This window comes from uncultured Lutibacter sp. (assembly GCF_947493565.1).
In the GTDB taxonomy this organism is placed as follows: Bacteria; Bacteroidota; Bacteroidia; order Flavobacteriales; family Flavobacteriaceae; genus Lutibacter; species Lutibacter aestuarii.
This window is the reverse complement of record NZ_CANLRG010000002.1, coordinates 349,422-369,094: the sequence shown is the minus strand read 5'-3', so window position 1 is coordinate 369,094 and position 19,673 is coordinate 349,422. Positions and strand designations below refer to the sequence as shown.

Annotated in this window: 19 protein-coding genes; 12 read left to right on the top strand and 7 right to left on the bottom strand. The window is 28.3% G+C overall.

The genetic code is table 11. The features are described from left to right. Positions 1-69 precede the first annotated feature (69 nt). From Q0714_RS03510 to Q0714_RS03490, 5 genes are all read left to right on the top strand, one after another. The gene (locus tag Q0714_RS03510) at positions 70-4,143 is read left to right on the top strand and encodes a PAS domain S-box protein (protein WP_298262925.1); all 4,074 of its coding nucleotides are present in this window, start codon (positions 70-72) and stop codon (positions 4,141-4,143) included. A gap of 7 nt (positions 4,144-4,150) precedes the next feature. Beyond that, positions 4,151-4,612: a nuclear transport factor 2 family protein gene (locus tag Q0714_RS03505; protein ID WP_298262924.1), complete on the top strand. Its 462-nt coding sequence runs from the start codon at positions 4,151-4,153 to the stop codon at positions 4,610-4,612. 47 nt (positions 4,613-4,659) lie between these two features. Then, positions 4,660-5,226: a sigma-70 family RNA polymerase sigma factor gene (locus Q0714_RS03500; RefSeq protein WP_298262923.1), complete on the top strand. Its 567-nt coding sequence runs from the start codon at positions 4,660-4,662 to the stop codon at positions 5,224-5,226. Positions 5,227-5,237: 11 nt separating this feature from the next. Then, positions 5,238-5,498: a hypothetical protein gene (locus Q0714_RS03495; protein ID WP_298262922.1), complete on the top strand. Its 261-nt coding sequence runs from the start codon at positions 5,238-5,240 to the stop codon at positions 5,496-5,498. A 63-nt stretch (positions 5,499-5,561) separates the two neighbouring features. Then, entirely contained in the window at positions 5,562-6,203 is a 642-nt protein-coding gene (locus Q0714_RS03490; RefSeq protein ID WP_298262921.1) for an O-methyltransferase, read from the top strand. A gap of 2 nt (positions 6,204-6,205) precedes the next feature. On the opposite strand, the gene Q0714_RS03485 is transcribed toward Q0714_RS03490, so the two are convergent. The 4 genes from Q0714_RS03485 to mutS all read right to left on the bottom strand — a co-directional run bounded on the left by Q0714_RS03485 (position 6,206) and on the right by mutS (position 10,175). After that, on the bottom strand, positions 6,206-6,766 hold the full coding sequence (locus tag Q0714_RS03485) for a phosphatase PAP2 family protein (protein ID WP_298262920.1): 561 nt from the start codon (positions 6,764-6,766) through the stop codon (positions 6,206-6,208). A 2-nt stretch (positions 6,767-6,768) separates the two neighbouring features. Continuing rightward, positions 6,769-7,089: a twin-arginine translocase TatA/TatE family subunit gene (locus tag Q0714_RS03480; RefSeq protein ID WP_298262919.1), complete on the bottom strand. Its 321-nt coding sequence runs from the start codon at positions 7,087-7,089 to the stop codon at positions 6,769-6,771. A 61-nt stretch (positions 7,090-7,150) separates the two neighbouring features. Further along, a complete protein-coding gene (locus tag Q0714_RS03475) occupies positions 7,151-7,603 on the bottom strand; it encodes an RNA methyltransferase (RefSeq protein WP_298262918.1) in 453 nt (150 codons plus the stop codon). Continuing rightward, the gene (gene mutS, locus Q0714_RS03470) at positions 7,593-10,175 is read right to left on the bottom strand and encodes a DNA mismatch repair protein MutS (RefSeq protein WP_298262917.1); all 2,583 of its coding nucleotides are present in this window, start codon (positions 10,173-10,175) and stop codon (positions 7,593-7,595) included. The genes Q0714_RS03475 and mutS overlap by 11 nt, the downstream gene beginning before the upstream one ends. 128 nt (positions 10,176-10,303) lie before the next feature. Between mutS and Q0714_RS03465 the strand changes: the two genes are divergently transcribed. Next, the gene (locus Q0714_RS03465; RefSeq protein WP_298262916.1) at positions 10,304-10,840 is read left to right on the top strand and encodes an RNA methyltransferase; all 537 of its coding nucleotides are present in this window, start codon (positions 10,304-10,306) and stop codon (positions 10,838-10,840) included. A gap of 43 nt (positions 10,841-10,883) precedes the next feature. Here the strand turns inward: Q0714_RS03465 and Q0714_RS03460 are convergent, their stop codons facing one another. After that, complete coding sequence (locus Q0714_RS03460) at positions 10,884-11,303, bottom strand: OsmC family protein (RefSeq protein ID WP_298262915.1); 420 nt, start codon at positions 11,301-11,303, stop codon at positions 10,884-10,886. 563 nt (positions 11,304-11,866) lie between these two features. Between Q0714_RS03460 and Q0714_RS03455 the strand changes: the two genes are divergently transcribed. The 4 genes from Q0714_RS03455 to Q0714_RS03440 all read left to right on the top strand — a co-directional run bounded on the left by Q0714_RS03455 (position 11,867) and on the right by Q0714_RS03440 (position 16,126). After that, entirely contained in the window at positions 11,867-13,387 is a 1,521-nt protein-coding gene (locus Q0714_RS03455; RefSeq protein ID WP_298262914.1) for a carbon-nitrogen hydrolase family protein, read from the top strand. Positions 13,388-13,541: 154 nt separating this feature from the next. After that, the gene (locus Q0714_RS03450; protein ID WP_298262913.1) at positions 13,542-14,048 is read left to right on the top strand and encodes a nicotinate-nucleotide adenylyltransferase; all 507 of its coding nucleotides are present in this window, start codon (positions 13,542-13,544) and stop codon (positions 14,046-14,048) included. 131 nt (positions 14,049-14,179) lie between these two features. Continuing rightward, positions 14,180-15,244, top strand: coding sequence for a magnesium/cobalt transporter CorA (corA, locus tag Q0714_RS03445; protein ID WP_298262912.1), 1,065 nt, complete (start codon positions 14,180-14,182; stop codon positions 15,242-15,244). Positions 15,245-15,292: 48 nt separating this feature from the next. Next, the gene (locus tag Q0714_RS03440) at positions 15,293-16,126 is read left to right on the top strand and encodes an alpha/beta hydrolase-fold protein (protein ID WP_298262911.1); all 834 of its coding nucleotides are present in this window, start codon (positions 15,293-15,295) and stop codon (positions 16,124-16,126) included. Here Q0714_RS03440 and Q0714_RS03435 read toward each other — a convergent pair. Next, positions 16,112-16,918 carry an HAD family hydrolase gene (locus tag Q0714_RS03435; protein WP_298262910.1) on the bottom strand — a complete coding sequence of 269 codons (807 nt, stop codon included), beginning with the start codon at positions 16,916-16,918 and terminating at the stop codon, positions 16,112-16,114. The two genes, Q0714_RS03440 and Q0714_RS03435, sit on opposite strands and share 15 nt — an antisense overlap. Positions 16,919-17,076: 158 nt before the next feature. Between Q0714_RS03435 and Q0714_RS03430 the strand changes: the two genes are divergently transcribed. Both Q0714_RS03430 and Q0714_RS03425 read left to right on the top strand, forming a co-directional pair. Beyond that, positions 17,077-18,354, top strand: a complete 1,278-nt coding sequence (locus Q0714_RS03430; protein ID WP_298262963.1) for a DEAD/DEAH box helicase — start codon at positions 17,077-17,079, stop codon at positions 18,352-18,354. Positions 18,355-18,624: 270 nt separating this feature from the next. Continuing rightward, the gene (locus Q0714_RS03425; protein WP_298262909.1) at positions 18,625-18,789 is read left to right on the top strand and encodes a hypothetical protein; all 165 of its coding nucleotides are present in this window, start codon (positions 18,625-18,627) and stop codon (positions 18,787-18,789) included. Positions 18,790-18,854: 65 nt separating this feature from the next. Here Q0714_RS03425 and Q0714_RS03420 read toward each other — a convergent pair whose 3' ends face one another. After that, entirely contained in the window at positions 18,855-19,589 is a 735-nt protein-coding gene (locus tag Q0714_RS03420) for an NYN domain-containing protein (protein WP_298262908.1), read from the bottom strand. Between the last annotated feature and the right edge of the window lie 84 nt (positions 19,590-19,673).

Here is a 19,673-nt window from a genome sequence, read left to right as displayed (position 1 = left end):
GTTTATTTAAAGTCATTTTTTTATAAAAAAATGTATATTTGGGTATATCAAAACCCCAAAAACTTGATAATGAATAAAAAAACTAACATTAACTTTGTTAATTTAGATTCAAACTTAAGTATGAAAAACCCTAATTCTTCATCTTATCATCATCTATTCAATGAGCAAAAATATTTTAATTTTTTTGATTATGCTCCTGTTTCATTATGGATTGAAGATTTTTCTAAAACCCAGAATTACGTTCAAGAATTAGCTTCCAAAAATAATACAGATGTAAAAACTTATATTCATAAAAATCCTGATATCTTACCAAAGTTAGCAGCATTAGTAACCGTTAAAGAAGTAAATACTACCGCTGTTAAAATGTATAAAGCTAAAAATAAAAAGGATTTATTAGAAAATTTAACCAAGGTTTTTACACCAGATTCCAACAAAGGTTTTTCCAAACTAGTAACAGATTTATTAATAGGTAACACTGAAACTGAAGTTGAAACAGTTAACAAAACTTTTACTGGAGAAACCATTAATACTTTAGTGAAATTTAAAGTTGTTGAAGGTTTTGAAAAATCGTTAGAAAATGTCATCGTTTCTGTAGAAGATATTACAGAAAGTGTTAAAATGAAAAACACCTTATTAGATAACGAAAATAGACATATAGAATCTGAAATACATGCCAAAACAGGTAGCTGGTTTTATTGCTACCAGGCACAAAAGTTATATTGGTCCAAAGGAGCCTTTAAAATATTTGAATTACAATCTGAAACCTCAAATGAAAGTTTAGACTTAAACTCCTACCTTTCTTATGTCCATAAAGATGATAAGGATAAGGTTAAAAATTTCTCTATAGATTATTTAAAAAAGAATAAAAATCAAGAAATCAAGTACAGAATTCAAGCAAAAAATGGAGTCTTAAAATATATTCTTGAAAAAAGAACGGTAGTAGTTGAAAATAATAGAATAGTTAAAGTTTTAGGTATCTTACAAGACATTAGTAAAAGTGTAGTTGCTGAAAAACGCCTCAATGTAACAAAAAACATTTTATCCAATACCCTGTCAAGTATTAAAGATGGCTTTGTAATTTTAGACAGCAATTCAAATTACGTTTTCATAAATAATGAAGCTGCCAATTTATTAGGAAGAAGCTCAAACTCTTTAATTGGAAAAAATATTTGGAAAGAATTTCCAGAAAAAAAAGGAGATGTATTTTACGACAATTATCAAAAGGCAATAAAAACTAATACCCCTGTTAGTTTTGAAAATTACTTTGCTCCTTGGAATCGATGGTTTGAAAATAGAATAATACCTTCTAATGAAGGCATTATTATGTTTTTCAATGAAATTACCGATCAAAAGAATACTCAAAATAAAATTAAAGCAGCCTATAATATTATTAATAAAAGCTCGTCTGTGGCAATTTTATGTAAAAATGAAAGAGATTTCCCTGTTATTTTTGCTTCTGAAAATTGTGACAAACTATTTGGATATTCTTACCTAGATTTTTTACAGAATAAATTAAACATTTATGATGTAGTTTACGATCAAGACCTTGAATATATTAGAACTATTATTTTTAATTTAAGTAAAAGTAATAACTCTAAAAGTTTTAAACCTAAACCTTTTAGAATAATAACTAAAAATAAAAAAATTAAATGGGTAGAAACAAACCTTGATACTATAAAAAACAATCATGGAGAAATAACACATATACAAGGTATTGTTGAAGATATTACTGAGCGAAAAAGAACAGAAGATCTTCTTTTTGAAAGTAATCAACGATTAAAAGATCAATTCAATAATACTCCTTTAGCTTCAATTATGTGGGATTTAGATTATAGGATTATTGAATGGAATAATTCTGCTGAAAGAATTTTTGGCTACACCGCCGAAGAAGTAAAAGGAAAAGTGAGTATTGATTTATTAACTCCTCCTCATTTAATCTCTAAGATGGAAAAACTTAGAGAACAATTATTTAATAAACATGATAGCTTAAAAAACACCAATGAAAACATCACCAAAAATGGTGATATCATAGTTTGTGATTGGTACACTGTTGTGCTTAGAGATGCTCAAAATAAAATTATTGGAAGAGCCTGCTTGGTTGATGATATCACCGAAAATATAAATTCCAAAAAGCTATTAGAAAAATCAGAAAAAAAATACCGTGCAATTTTTGAAAAATCAGTAGATGCAGTACTTATTTTAAAAAATGGTGTTTTTGTAGATTGCAACCAAGCTACCTTAACTACTTTTGGTTTTAAAAATAAAAAGAAACTATTAAAAGCTAATCCAACAGATATTTCTCCTAAAAAACAACCTGATGGGAGTATTTCAAATATCAAATCACAAGAAATGATTGCAATTGCTTTAGAAAAAGGAAGTCATCGTTTTATTTGGTATCATATGGACAATAATGGTAGGGTATTTCCAACTGAAGTTACTTTAACAAAAATTGAAGAAAGCAATAAAGACAATACGGTTCATGCAGTAGTAAGAGACATTACTGACAAGATTAAACAGGAAGAAATTGAAAAAGTAATTTATACGATATCTAACGCCTCACAAAAAATAAATAATTTTAAAGAATTTAGCTCATTAGTAAAAGATGAATTACATAAAATTATTGACACAACTAATTTTTATATTGCGCTTTACAATAAAGAAACAGATATGATTAATACTCCATTTTCTTCTGATGAAATGGAGGATTTTAATGAATTTCCAGCTAAAAACTCACTTACAGGGCATGTTATTAAAACAAAAAAACCTTTGTTTATAACAAATAAAGAACATCATAAAATGATTGAAAATGGTGATGTTGATTTGATAGGTGTTGAATCTAAAGTATGGCTAGGTGTTCCTTTAAAAATAAAAGATGATGTTATTGGAGCTATTGTAGTCCAAAGTTATGTTAATGAAAATGCTTTTAAACAAAATGATGTTCAACTTCTAGAATTTGTTTCCGAACAAATAAGTACTTCAATTGAAAGAATAAAATTTGAAAACGAATTAAAAGAAGCATTAGCAAAAGCCCAAGAATCAGATAAATTAAAATCTGCATTTTTAGCAAATATGAGCCATGAAATAAGAACACCAATGAACGGAATTATTGGGTTTTCTGAATTATTCTTAGAACCTAATTTACAAGAATCTGAAAGAAAGAAGTATGCTAAAATTGTAATCAATAGTAGTCAACAATTATTATCCATTGTTAATGATATATTAGATATCTCAAAAATTGAAGCAGGAGCTGTAAAATTAAACTATGAAAACGTTCATCTTAATAAGCTTATTGATAATTTAAATACCTTTTATAAACCTACTTCAAAAGAAAATAATATCGATTTAATATCTTCAAAAGGTTTAGATAACTTTAATTGCATCATAAAAATTGATAAAACTAAACTAAATCAAATTTTAACTAATTTACTTTCAAATGCATTTAAATTTACTGATAAAGGAACCATTGAATTTGGTTATAAATTAATAAATGATACACTTCAATTTTTTGTTAAAGATTCAGGAATTGGTATTGAAGAAAAGTTACTTGATCAAATATTTGATCGTTTTATCCAAGCTAACGTGGTTCTTAATAAAAAACACAAAGGAACTGGCTTGGGCTTAGCTATTTCAAAAAAACTGGTTGAAATGTTTCATGGTAAAATTTGGATAGAATCAAACCAAAAAGGTACCAGTGTATTTTTTACCATACCGTATAAAAAATCTTCTCAAAATTTAATAACAACAGTTATAGAACAAAAAAAACCTATGGTTAAAATTAACAATGAAGAATTTGTAATTTTAGTTGCTGAAGATGAAGAGTATAACATGATGTATATTAATGAATTATTCTCAAAAACTTCATATAAAATTATAGAAGCTAATAATGGGCAAGAAGCAGTTGATTTAGCAACAAAACATCCTGAAATTAATTTAATTTTAATGGATATTAAAATGCCAATTAAAAATGGTCAAGAAGCCATGAAAGAAATAAAAAAGCTGCGACCTCAACTTCCAATTGTAGCTTTATCAGCCTTTGCTATGGAGTCTGATATTGAAAATGCCAAAAAAAATGGTTTCGATTCTTATTTAACAAAACCCATTAATAAAAAATTACTTTTTGAAGTAGTTAATAAATATTCATAATGTTGCTGTGAAAAAGACATTTTTTACCATATTATTTATAGCTTCAATTCACCATTCATTTAGTCAGAATGATGAAGTTAAAACTGTTATAAATACTTTTTTTGAAGGTTTACATACAGCTGATACCACATTAATTAATAGTGTAATTTCAAAAAATATATTAATGCAAACTACTTTCATCAATAGTAAAGGAGAAAGTATCTTGAGAAGCTCAACTAAAAAAGATTTTTTTACAACACTTTTATCCAAAAAGGAAGAAGATGTTTGGTTTGAAAAACTATTGTCAGTTGAAATAAAAATTGACGGCAATATAGCAAGCGTTTGGATACCTTATGAATTTTACTTGAATGATATATTTAGTCATTGCGGTGCAAACTCTTTTCAATTATATTACAACAATAACAATCATTGGGAGATAATTTATATTATTGATACACGAAGAAAAAAAGACTGTAAATCAAAATTATAATAATTTTAAATAAATAATTACTTTAACCCATTGTTGGAATTAACACCATGTTAACAAAGAAAAATATTTTAAATCCAAAAAATTGGATTAGTTCCCATGCTGATTACCTCTACAATTATACAATTACTAGAGTAAACAATCATGATTTAGCCAAAGATTTAGTTCAGGAAACTTTTTTAGCTGGTTTAAAAGCCATGGAAAATTTTCAAGGAAAATCGAGTGAACGCACATGGTTAATTTCAATTTTAAAACGAAAAATTATCGATTACTACCGTAAAATAAATTCTGCCAAAGGAAAAGCTGAGGTTAGGATGAATTTTTATACTGATGGTGAAAATGAAGGGGATTGGATTGAAGAAAGAGCTCCCTCAGATTGGAGTTCTGAAATTGATAAAAGTATTGAAAACGATGAGCTTAGCATAGTTTTAGATAAATGCATAGATCATTTACCTGAAAAATATGCAATGGTATTCAGAATGAAAACCATTCAACAATTTGAAACTGAAGACATTTGTAAGGAATTAGAAATTACATCGTCAAATTTGTGGGTTATCATTCATAGAGCTAGAACTCAATTAAGAAAGTGTATGGAAGAAAATTGGTTTAAAAAATAAAAAGCATATACATGAAATTAACTTGTGACGAGGCAACTACAATTTGTGATAAAAGCCAATATAATGAAGCCTCATTTTTAGAAAAAATTAAATTACAATTACATATCTTGTTGTGTAAAAAATGTGGTAACTATTCTAAGCAAAACGGCATTATGTCTAAATGTTACGAAAAGAAAAGAGCATATGATTCTGATAAAAAGAAGTGCTTATGTAAAGAAGATAAAAAAGCCATGGAAAATAACTTAAAAGAAAATTATAATACTACTAAATAATTTAAAATAATATACAGAACTTAAAATTAAGTTCCGTTTTTTTGTATTTTTAATTCAAAAACAATGAGCTTTTTACCCGAAAAAATTGATGAATATGTTATAAGTCATTCACAAAATGAGCCAGAACTTTTACAACAATTAAATAAAGAAACTTGGCAAAAAGTACTAAATCCAAGAATGCTAAGTGGCGCTTATCAAGGTAGATTATTAGCGATGATTTCCAAGTTAATAAAACCAACATCCATACTTGAAATTGGCACATATACAGGCTATTCTGCACTTTGTTTAGCAGAAGGTTTAACTGCTAATGGAAAACTAATTACTATTGATAAAAATGAAGAGTTAGAAAGTTTTGCAAATAAATATTTTGAAAAATCTACATTTAAAAATCAAATAGAACAACACATTGGAAATGCCTTAGATATTATTCCAAAGTTAACCACCAAATTTGATTTAATTTTTATTGACGCCGATAAATCAAACTACACAAACTATTTCAATTTAATCATTAACAAAATGAATTCTGGAGGTGTTATTTTATCCGATAACGTTTTGTGGAGCGGAAAAGTTATTGAACATATTAAACCTAATGATAAAGATACTAAAACACTTATTGAATACAATAAACTACTTAATACAGACGATAGATTAGAAACTATTTTACTTCCAATTAGGGATGGTTTAACAATAACAAGAGTAAAATAATATTAGGGTTTTAGTATATAAATACTCATAATTTTATAAGTAACTAAAGAAATTAAAAAGCCTAAAAACATCCCAACTAAAATATCTAATGGGTAATGTACTGCTAAATAAATTCTACTATAGGCAAATAATATTGGGAATAAGAAAAATAAATAGGTAAACTTATAATACCTTTTCAATATCCAAAATGACAAAAAAGCAATCGTAAATGACACTGTTGAATGTCCAGAAACAAAACTAAAATCATTTTGTTCAATTAAAACCCTTACCGAATTATTGATAGAAGTATCATTTATTGGTCTTAACCGCTGTACATAATTTTTAATTATAGTAACTAACCATAAAGCAAACAAGCTACTTAAGGTTAAGCAAGTTGAAACTATAAGTGCTTTTTTTAAGCCTAAAACTTTGTTACCTAGAAAAAAAATAACTAAAAATAACCAAATCCAATTAATTGGATTGGTAATAAATAACCAAAAGTTATCCCAATTTATTGAACCTTTAGAGTGTAAAAATAAAAGTAATTGTTTGTCGTATTCAATAAGTGAATTTAGTAATTCCAAAATTACTTATCCCTTTTAATTGGTCCTGTAATTTCGTCAACAACATCATTTTTAATTTTTTTTACAGGGTTGGTATAGTCTTCAATATTGTCTGTTACCTTACTAATCTCATCTCTAACTTTAGAAGCCACATCAATGTCAATATCATGTTTTTCAGCACTATTTTTAATTTCTCGTTTAATATCATTGGTAGCATCTTTAATTTGACGCATCCCTTTTCCTAATCCACGTGCTATTTCTGGAAGCTTATCTGCTCCAAAAACCATTACAACAATAAGGAGAATTACAAAAATTTCGGCTCCGCTAATAAATAAAAACATCATATTTTAAATTATATAACAAAGATACTATAATTACCATTAATTTAATACAATAATAAAAATGTTAACAACTTTTTAATTGTCGATCATACATTACAATACTACCCGCAACAGAAACATTTAAGCTTAAAATCGTTTTAAATTTAACTAAAAAATGTGATTTGTCTATTGCTGTTTTAGACAATCCGTGATCTTCAGCTCCTAATAAATAAACGCATCGCCTAGGATGTTTAAAAGTTTCTAAAGGCTCAGCCTTTTCATCTAACTCTACCCCTACTAGTTGAGCTCCTTTCGGTAAGTTGCTATAAAATTCTTCAAAAGTGTTATAATGAAAATAAGGCATCGCACCTGTTGCCTTATGAGTATCACAAGCTTGTTTTGCGTACCTATTTCCAATAGTAAAAATAAAACTTGCACCCATATTTTGAGCTGAACGCCATAAAACTCCTAAATTTTCAGGTGTTTTTCCATTTTGAATACCAATTCCAAAAAAACCTTGTTGTAAATTATTTACCATTTTTTTTAGTCAACATTCTTTTAATTTCATTCAACTTCATAAGTGCTTCTATTGGTGTAAGCGTATCTATGTTGGTAGATAAAATTTCTTCTTTTATATCTTCTAACAGCGGGTCATCTAATTTAAAAAAACTCAATTGCATTTCTTCTTCAGAAGCATTTTTTAATGTCTTTTTTACTTCTGTACTGGTGTGGTTTTGCTCTAACTGCTTCAGCATTTTAGTTGCTCTATGTACTACGGAAGTTGGCATTCCTGCCAATTTAGCCACATAAATACCAAAACTATGTTCGCTACCTCCTGGCACAAGTTTGCGTAAGAAAATAACTTTGTCTTTTAATTCTTTTACAGAAACATTAAAGTTTTTAACACGCTCAAAAGTATTGGTCATATCATTTAATTCATGATAGTGTGTGGCAAATAATGTTTTAGCTTTTGAAGGATGTTCATGCAAATATTCGGCTATAGCCCAAGCAATTGAAATTCCATCATAAGTACTTGTTCCTCTTCCTATTTCATCTAATAATACTAGGCTACGTTTAGAAATGTTATTCAAAATATTGGCGGTTTCATTCATTTCTACCATAAAAGTAGATTCACCCATTGAAATATTATCACTTGCTCCTACACGTGTAAATATTTTATCAACCACCCCAATTTTAGCATATTGTGCAGGTACATAGCTTCCCATCTGCGCTAAGAGAACAATTAATGCCGTTTGACGTAAAATTGCTGATTTACCACTCATATTAGGACCCGTTATCATAATAATTTGCTGCTGATTTCTATTTAAAACCACATCATTAGCAATATATTCTTCTCCTATTGGCAATTGCTTTTCAATAACAGGATGACGTCCATTTTTTATTTCCAAATCTGTAGATTCATCAATTTGAGGTCGCACATAATTATGGCATTTTGCTATTTCTGCAAAAGAAAGTAAACAATCAATTTGAGCTATTAAATTGGCATTTAACTGAATTGGTTGAATATAATCTAGCAAAAAACTAATTAATTCAGCAAAAAGTTCATGTTCTAACTTGCCAATTTTTTCTTCAGCTCCTAAAATTTTAGTTTCATATTCCTTTAATTCTTCAGTGATATAACGCTCTGCATTTACTAATGTTTGTTTTCTAATCCAGTCTTCTGGAACCTTATTTTTATGTGTATTTCTAACTTCAATATAGTAGCCAAAAACATTATTAAATGCTATTTTTAGTGAAGGGATTTGAGTGTGCTCTGTTTCTCGAGCCAACATATTATCTAAATATTCTTTTCCCGAATTTGAAATATTTCTTAATTCATCTAATTCTTCTGAAACCCCTTGAGCTATAACATTTCCTTTATTAATATTTACAGGAGCGTCTTCATTTAGTGTATATGCTATTTTTTCTCTTAGTGTTGTACAGCTTTGTAATTGTTCTCCAATAATTTTTAAAGATTCATTATCACTATTTTCAGCAGCTTCTTTTATAGGAATAATCGCATTTAGTGAATTTTTTAACAATACAACTTCTCTTGGATTTACTTTTCCTGTTGCAACTTTTGATACCAAACGTTCAATATCACTTATTTGTTTAATTTGATACGTTACCAATTCAAAAAAGGCATCATTATCCATTAAATATTTTACAATATCATGGCGCTTTTTAATACGATTTATATCTTTTAACGGCAATGCCAACCAACGCTTTAATAAACGTCCACCCATTGGTGAAATAGTTTGATCAATAACATCAAGTAGCGTTACTGCATTTACTGAAGTTGACTGATACAATTCTAAATTTCGAATGGTAAAACGATCCATCCAAACATAATTATCTTCTGAAATTCTATTAATTACAGAAATATGCTCTAATTTATTATGCTGTGTTTCAGATAAATAACACAAAACAGCGCCTGATGAAATAATTCCTTCGTGTAAATCATCAACTCCAAAACCTTTGAGCGTTTTTACTTTAAAATGATTGGTTAGAGTTTCTAAAGCATATTCGGACTGAAAAATCCAATCTTCTAAATAAAATGTATAAAAACGGTCTCCAAATAATTCAAAAAACTTGTTTTTATATTGCTTTTGAACTAGTACCTCACTTGGATTAAAATTTTGAAGCAATTTATCTATATATTCTGAATTTCCTTGTGCAGTTAAAAATTCTCCTGTTGAAACATCTAAAAATGAAATTCCTAATTGCTTTTTTCCAAAATGAACTGACGCTAAAAAATTATTGGTTTTAGATTGTAAAACCTCATCATTTAATGCAACTCCTGGAGTAACCAACTCTGTAACACCACGTTTAACAATAGTTTTGGTCATTTTAGGATCTTCCAATTGATCACAAATTGCCACACGCATACCCGCTTTTACCAATTTTGGTAAATACGTATTTAATGAATGATGTGGAAACCCTGCTAAGGCTGTTTCGGTTTCGCTACCAGCACCTCGTTTGGTTAATATTATTCCTAAAACTTTAGCTGCTTTTACAGCATCTTCTCCAAAAGTTTCATAGAAATCTCCTACTCTAAAAAGCAACATTGCATCAGGATATTTTGCCTTAATTGCATTGTATTGTTTCATTAAAGGGGTGACTTTCTTACTTTTTGCTGCCAATTTTTTAGGAAATTAAGTTAGTTTTGCGAAGTTACATTTTATATTGAAAGATTGAAATAATTTAATGATTGAAAGATTAACAATTACATTTAACAATGAAAAAATTAAAAAATAGCGAATTAGGAAGATTAAATGTTGAAGATTTTAAAAAAACAGCAAAAATTCCTTTAATAGTTATCTTAGATAATATTAGGAGTTTAAATAATATAGGCGCTGTTTTTAGAACTAGCGATGCTTTTTTAATTGAAAAAATTTACCTCTGTGGAATTACAGCGCAACCTCCACATAAAGAAATTCATAAAACAGCTTTAGGCGCTACAGAATCTGTGAATTGGGAATACGTTGAAAATACTTTAGAACTTGTAAAAAAATTACAGCAAGAAAATATAATTGTTGCTGCAATAGAACAAGCCGATAATAGTACTATGCTACAAGATTTTAATATTGAACCCAATCAAAAATATGCTATTGTTATGGGGAATGAAGTGAAAGGAGTACAACAAAAAGTAGTTTCAGCTACAAATTATTGTATTGAAATTCCTCAATTTGGCACCAAACATTCTCTAAATATCTCTGTAAGTTGTGGAGTTGTACTTTGGGATTTATTTAAAAAATTTCAGTTTAAGAACTAGATAAAAGCCTATTTGAAAATTCAAATAGGCTTGCTTACTCTATTTATTTTTCAAAGTATTGAATTTCTGTTGTGACTTCTGAAAATTTTCGGAACATTTCCATAACACCACAATAACGTTCTACCGATAGATTAACAGATTTTTCAATTTTTTCTTTTTTAAACTCACTTCCAAAAAATTTGTATATTACGTGTACTTTATCGTAATATTTTGGATGTTCTTCAGTTAAATTTGCAGAAACCTCAATTTTAAAATCATCAACCTCAGCACGCATTTTTTTAAGTAAAGAAGCAACATCCATTGCAGTACAACCAGCCAACGATGTTAACATCATAGCTTTTGGTCTTAATCCTTTACCTTGTCCACCCACTGCTTTGTCAGCATCAATCATTACGCTTCCTTCGGGTGCTACAGATTCAAAAAGCATTTGCCCTTTCCAACTAACTTCAATTGTATTTGTCATAATATATCTCTAAATTTTAAAATGCTAATTTAAAGGAATTTTAGTCTTAAATTGGTAACAAACTTTACAAAATAGTTTTAAAATTATCATTCATCTGTAACTTTTTATTCCAATTTACCACTAATAAAATATATAATGAGTTTTGGAGCTGGTCACATACAAGATATGTTAAATAAATAAAGCAAAATAATGCTTTAAGAAATTCAAAACGCAAAAAATTTAAAGGAGGAATTAATTATTTTAACAGTTCAAAAACTAAAACAAGCTACAACTTTCCTAAACTTTCTAAAGCTGAATTGGAAAAATTTAAATTAAAAGTTCAACTAGAAGTTAAACAAGAAAAGAAAAAGCAAGTACTCTTTTTAATTTTAGTTTCAATAGCTGCCTTTCTTCTATTTTTAATTTTCAATTTTTATTAACTTAACTTCATCTTTTACTAATTAAAAAATACACTAACTTTAAGCTAACATAGAGTTACTTATTAGGTTGTTTAAAACTCTAAATATCTTTTTGAGTAATTTTAATTTAATGTAGTAAATTAATAAGCTGATTTTTTATTAATAATGAAGAATATAGAAAACATAGAGTTAACTTTCTTAAGCATTGATGATTATCAAGAGCTAAAAAAAGCAATGATTGAATCTTACACAACAATGCCAAATTCTTACTGGAAAGAGCATCAAATTGAATCTTTAATTGATCGTTTTCCTGAAGGGCAAGTTGTAATTAAAGTGAACCATGAAATTGCTGGTTGTGCTTTGTCTATTATTGTAGATTATAGCAAAGTAGATCAACATCATACCTATCAAGAAATAACAGGAGATTACACATTTAACACACATACTCCCGATGGAGATATGTTGTACGGAATTGATGTATTTATAAAACCTGAATTTAGAGGCTTACGTCTTGGCAGAAGATTATATGATTACAGAAAAGAATTATGCGAACGTCTTAATTTAAAAGGTGTTGCCTTTGGAGGAAGAATTCCAAACTACCATAAATATTCAAATAAATTATCACCAAAAGAATATATTAAAAAGGTAAGAAAAAAAGAAATTCACGACCCTGTTTTTAACTTTCAAATTTCTAATGATTTTCATCCTGCTAGAATTTTAAAAAGTTATTTAGAAGGTGATGATGCTTCAAATGATTATGCTGTGCTTTTAGAGTGGGATAATATTTATTATGAAAAAGTTCAAAAAACGCCTACCACACAAAAAAAAATAGTTCGTTTAGGACTTATTCAGTGGCAAATGCGCTCTTATAATAATTTAGAAGAATTATTACAACAAGCTGAGTTTTTTGTTGATTCAGTTTCAGGCTACCGGTCAGATTTCGCACTATTCCCTGAATTTTTCAATGCGCCTTTAATGGCTGAAAACAATCATTTAACTGAACCCGAAGCCATTAGAGAATTAGCCAAACATACTTCAGCCATTATTCAAAAATTTTCAGAATTTGCCATCTCCTATAATATCAATATCATCTCCGGAAGCATGCCTGAAATTATTAATAATAAACTGTACAATGTGGGGTATTTATGCAAACGCGACGGAAGTATTGAACGTTATGAAAAACTACACATAACACCCAATGAAGCCAAAGTTTGGGGTATGGAAGGGGGTAGTGAAATAAAAACTTTTGATACTGATTGTGGTAAAATTGGAATTTTAATTTGTTATGATGTTGAATTTCCTGAATTAGGCAGGTTATTAGCTGATGATGGTATGGATATTTTATTTGTGCCATTTTTAACCGATACCCAAAATGGCTATTCTAGAGTTAGAAACTGTGCACAAGCTAGAGCCATAGAAAATGAATGCTACGTAGCAATTTCTGGAAGCGTTGGAAATTTGCCAAAGGTTCATAACATGGATATTCAATTTGCACAATCAATGGTATTTACTCCTTGTGATTTTGCGTTTCCTACCAATGGAATTAAGGCAGAAGCAACGCCAAATTCTGAAATGATTCTAATTGCCGATGTAGATATTGATTTATTAAGAGAGTTAAATCAATTAGGAAGTGTACGAAATTTAAAAGATAGAAGAAAAGATATTTATCAACTTAAAAAGCGTTAACTATTTATTAAAAAAACCTCACTTAAAAATGATGCTCATCAGTTCTATTTCTCAATTAATTGATGAGCATCATTGACTAAAAACTAAAGACTTAATAATTTTAATATGCTATAAGTTACGTCCATTTATAAGTATTAATTAAAAGAATTAAGTCATGAAAAAATTAATTTTTGGTTTATTTATTTTTGGATTAACCATCCAAGCATTTGCACAGGTAACTAAAGTTGAAAAGCTATCTGAGGTAGTCATTGTTGCAACTAATTATAAGTATTTAAATGAAGTTGATGCCAAAGAAGCTGCCATACCTGTTGAAGTTCTTCAAAGAAAAGTAGCTGCTTTTGATTTAAAAAATTCAGACTTTTATGAAGATGAATACGATTCTTACTTTGTATCATTTTACATTCCTGAAGGAAAAATTTTAGCAGCCTATAATAAAGACGGAAAAATTATTAGAACTGTAGAAAAATTTAAAAATATTAAACTTCCAGTAGAGGTAGTTCAATCAGTAACCAAAAGATTTCCTGGATGGACTATTAATGAAGATGTTTATTTGGTTAAATATCATCATGAAGAAGGTGTCACTAAAAAGTATAAATTACGATTAAAAAACGGTGATAAAATAATTAAAGTAAAAACCGATGAAGAGGGAGTTTTTCTTTAATTTATAAAGTAAAATCATAAAAAAAGCCACTTATAAAGGTGGCTTTTTTTATGAGTACTATTAAATGTTTTCTAAATTAGATAACTACTAAACAAAAGTTTGTATTTTTAATTAAATTAACACAGCAATTAATGGCAAGGTTTTTAAAAACAAAAAAAGAAGAAGTAGGCCTATCTCCTGAAGCATTTAAACTTAGGGGTGAAAAAAAAAGCGATGCAGTTTTACTTAGAATAATTGATTTTGACCCTCAAAAATTAGAAGAATATATTGTTGAAGAAATTAACAATATTGAAAATTGCAACAAAACTAATTCTGTAACGTGGTTTAACATTGATGGCATACATGATGAAAAAATAATGACTGAAATTTCATCAACTTTTGAGTTAGAACCTATGATTCTTTCAGATGTTATGAATCCTCATGCTAGACCCAAAATACATGAATACGACAATTGTATTTACCTTTCTTTAAAAATGTTACAATATGATGAAGTGATGAATTATATTTCTTCAGAAAACTTGGTAATTATTATAAAAGAAAATGTATTAATCTCTTTTCAAGAACGAAAAGGCGATGTTTTTGAACCAGTAAGGGAACGTATTAGAAAAAATAAAAAAACCATTAGAACATCTCGTGTAGATTATTTAGCTTTTTCATTAATTGATGTTGTATTAGACAATTACAAATACATTATTAGTGAAATAGGGACAAAAATTGAGTCGTTAGAAGTTGATTTACTCCAAAATCCTGAAGTATCGGTATTAGAACAAATTAATAGTTACAAAAAAGAAATTATTTATTTAAGCAAGTCTATAAAACCTTCCAAAGAAATTATTTCAGAATTATTAAAAATGGAATCGGAGTATTTAAGCGACTCTATTTATATTCATTTACAAGAACTTCAAAATAACATTCATCAATCTATAGAATCAATCGAAAGTTATAGAGAAATACTTTCAGACCAATTACACATTTACCATACTACAATTAGCAGTAAGTTAAACGACACTATGAAATTTTTAACTGTTTTTTCTGTTGTTTTTATTCCTTTAACTTTTATTGCAGGTATTTATGGTACAAATTTCGATTTTATACCTGAACTACATTACAAATACAGCTATTTTATTATGCTAGGAATTATGCTGCTGATAGCTATTTTAATGATTTCTTATTTTAAAAAGAAGAAATGGTTTTAGTAAAAATGAATAAAAAAAATTTGTATTATTGTTTTTTAAAAATTTTATATGAAAAAAAAATCTATTCTTATACTAATTACTATTTACTTATTTAACAGCAGTTTAAAAGCACAAAATAATAACTCCATTCAAAATAAAGAAGTATTCCCTTTTGGTGTTATTGAAAAAATTAACTCTAAAGAACTTTCAGAAGAACGAGTTTTAAACATCTACCTTCCTCAAGGATATAATGCAGATTCACTTGCAACTTACCCTACCATTTATGTTTTAGATGGTTCCGCTCATGAAGATTTTCCTCATATTGCAGGGTTGGTTCAATTTATGAACATGTATAATTTAATGCCTAAATCTATTGTTGTTGGAATTGCAAATATTGATAGATATCGAGATTTTACTTATCCAAGCACCGACCCTAGAGATAAAAAAGATTTGCCAACTGGAGGAGGTTCTGAAAAATTTATAAAATTTATTGAAAATGAATTACAGCCTTACATTCAAAAAAATTATAAAACAACTGCTAGAAAAACAATTATTGGTCAATCTATGGGTGGTTTATTAGCGACTGAAATTTTAACAACCAAAGCGCATTTATTTACCGATTATATTATTGTAAGTCCTTCCCTTTGGTGGGATCATCAAAAGCTTGTAAATAAGGCTCATTTATTTTTTAATAAACATAAAGATTTGAATAAAAAAGTTTTTATTTCCTTAGGTAAAGAACATCCTGTAATGCATCAAGTGGCAGATAAGTTGGTTCAAGCAATAAAAGAAGCTAACAATCGTAAAATTACTCTTTTTTACGAACCTATTTTAGATGAAGATCATGCAACAATTTTACACAAAGCGGTATACAATGCTTTTAAAGCATTAAATAAAAATTGATGCTAATGCTTTAGCAACACCATCATTTTTATTGGTATCTGTAATTTTATTTGCAATAGCTAACACCTTATTATTGGCATTTTTTACTGCGATACCTAACCCAACTGCTTTTAACATTTCAATATCGTTATAATTATCTCCAAAAGCCACAATATCACACATTGCAATTTCCAAATAATAGGTATTTATTAAAAATTCAATAGCTGTTTTTTTAGAAATTGATTTATGAGATATTTCAATATAAGTAGGTTTTGAACGGTATAATATAATCTCGTCAGCGCAATGTTGTTCCAAAGTTTTATATAACGCATCTATTTCTAACTCTTCTCCCATGCACATAATTTTATGAGCTCCCTTTCCTTCATTTTTCCATTGTGATAATACTTCAATATTCGACTTAATAGTTGGAGTTACTTTGGTATTATTGGCTTCTCTTTTTGCCCAATAATCATTTGCTGGCACATACCATTCATCTTTATAATACAAACTTAAATGAATGTTTGTTTTAGCACATTTATTTATAATGAATTCAAGTGTTGAATTATTAATAAATGTAGAATGCAAAACCGTTTCATTTGCAATAATTAAAGCTCCATTATAAGCAATTAACGGAGTGTTTTTATTTTCTAACTCTTCTTGCAAATGTCTCATTGCATTTGGCATTCGTGAAGAAATTAATACAAAAGGAATAGGTGAAATACGTTTAACTTGTTGAATTGTAGCTGTAGATAATTCTCTGTCTTTATTTAATAGTGTACCGTCTATATCGGTACAAATTAATTTATAATTCATTCTTCATTTTTTAGTCTTCTGCAAAAATAAACAATCTTAACTTCTTAAAATTTATAAAATTCATCGATTTCTTCTTCAGATTAACATTTTTAAGCTTTTTCATTTAAAAATGGCTTATTAAAACAATTGGGTTACCTTTGCCTACTTATTTACGTTATATGACATTTACAGATTTAGGGATTATTGAACCAATTTTGAAAGCACTTAAAATTGAAGGCTATACACATCCAACTCCTATTCAAGAACAATCAATTCCTATTTTACTAGACAAAAAAGATTTACTTGGTTGCGCACAAACGGGTACTGGAAAAACAGCTGCCTTTAGTATTCCTATACTACAACAGCTATATTTAACTAACCCTAATCAAAAAGAGTTTAGAAAAACTAAAGCATTAATTGTAACTCCAACTAGAGAGTTAGCCATACAAATTGCTGAAAGTATTACTACATATGGAAAATATACTGGCTTAAAAAATGTGGTTGTTTTTGGAGGAGTCAAACAACTTTCACAAACCAACGCTTTAAAAGGAGGAACTGATGTTTTAGTAGCCACACCTGGACGTTTGTTGGATTTAATTTCACAAGGGCACATTACTTTGAAAAATATTAACTATTTTGTTTTAGATGAAGCGGATCAAATGTTAGATATGGGCTTTATTCACGATATAAAAAAAATAATTGCTAAACTTCCTGTTAAAAGACAATCGCTTTTCTTTTCAGCTACCATGCCTCCTGCTATTGTAGAATTATCTAAAAATATTTTAGGAAATCCTACAAAAGTTACTGTAAAACCACAACAAGCTACTGCTGAAAAAGTAGAACAAGCTGTTTATTTTGTTAGTAAAAAAAGTAAACCAAAATTATTGGTACATTTATTAGAAAACAACCCAAATTCATCGGTATTAGTATTTTCAAGAACCAAACATGGAGCCGATAAAATTGTACGTTTTTTAGCCAAAGCCAATATTAAATCAGCAGCTATTCATGGCAATAAATCACAAGGGGCAAGACAAAGAGCTTTAGGAAACTTTAAAAAAGGAGAATTAAATGTATTAATTGCTACGGATATTGCTGCTCGGGGAATTGATGTTGAAGAATTATCATTAGTTATTAATTTTGATTTGCCTAATATTCCTGAAACTTATGTACATAGAATAGGTAGAACAGGTAGAGCAAAAGCTAGTGGAATTGCACTTTCCTTTTGTACTATTGAAGAAAAAGCTTATTTAAAGGATATCCAAAAATTAATCAATCAGCAAATACCAATCATTAAAAAACATCCGTTTCAAGATGATGAAATTGAAGAAACTCCTCCTACAAAAAAACCCACAAAAAATCAACGAAAAAAAATTCAACGAAGAGCAGAGCATCGTGTAAAAGAAAGTGAAACTAACAACCCTAAACGTTATAAATTTTACCCTAAAAAGAAAAAGTAAATTACTATTTACACGCTTAGAAAACTGACACCTATCACCTCAAAATAACTTTTTCTAAATAATTTTGATACTTAAAAAAACACAAACTAATAAAAATCAATATGTTAAATGATTTTTATCATAGTATTGTTAGGTCACTTTATAATACTTTTGAATCAAAGTAATACATTTTATTTTTTACCCTTAACATCTATTACCCCATTTTTATTAATTGAAATCTAACTGTTAAAAATAAAAATTATGAAAAAAAATGTTTTAAGCAAAGTAGTTATGTTAGTTGTAGGGTCGTTCCTTTTTATGGCTTTTGAATGCCAACCTGAAGCAAAAAAATGTGTAATCTTGCATAATGGACATGAAATTACAATTTCAGTAAACGCATTAGATGCACACATGGATCATCATGATGATTGTTTTATCCGCTATGTATATGAATAAAATAATTGTTTATTATTCAAATCTTAATACCCCTCTTTTAAAAGAGGGGTATTAAGATAATTATACTATTTCTTCTTATTTCTAACATATATTAATTTAAAACGTCCACCAGAGCGATCTCTTTCTTCAATTTCAAATTGATTTAAAGATTTAAATAAAGGTGTTAACTTTTGGAAACCAAAGTTACGTGCATCAAAGTTTGGCTGTTTTTTTAGTATTAAAGTACCAACATCACCCATAAATGCCCACCCATCATCATCAGCAACATCATCAACCGTATGCTTTAAAAACCTAATAACTTTCGGTGTAATTTTATCAATTGACGCTTTTTTCTCTTTTTGTTTTCCATTAGATGAATCTTCTTCTAATTCTAAAATTTCTAAATATATAAACTTATCACAAGCTACAATAAAAGGGTCTGGTGTTTTCTTTTCGCCAATTCCATAAACCACCAATCCAGCTTCTCTCAATCTGGTAGCTAATTTCGTAAAATCACTATCAGAAGAGACCAAGCAAAAGCCGTTTACTTTTTCTGAATATAAAATATCCATCGCATCAATAATCATTGCTGAATCTGTAGCATTTTTACCTGTTGTATAGCCGTATTGCTGTATTGGAGTTATGGCATTTTCAAGTAAAATATTTTTCCATTTTGATAAATGAGGTTTGGTCCAATCACCATAAATACGTTTTATGGTTGGAGTTCCATATTTTGTAATTTCCTCCATCATTTCTTTAATATACTTTGAAGGAATGTTATCGCCATCTATTAGTACGGCAAGTTTTGTGTCTTTTTCCATAATTGCTAAAGGTACACAAAATATTGAAGCTCATTTTTAAGTATATTATTGAAATTTAAAATATTAATTTACTTTTGCAGAGAA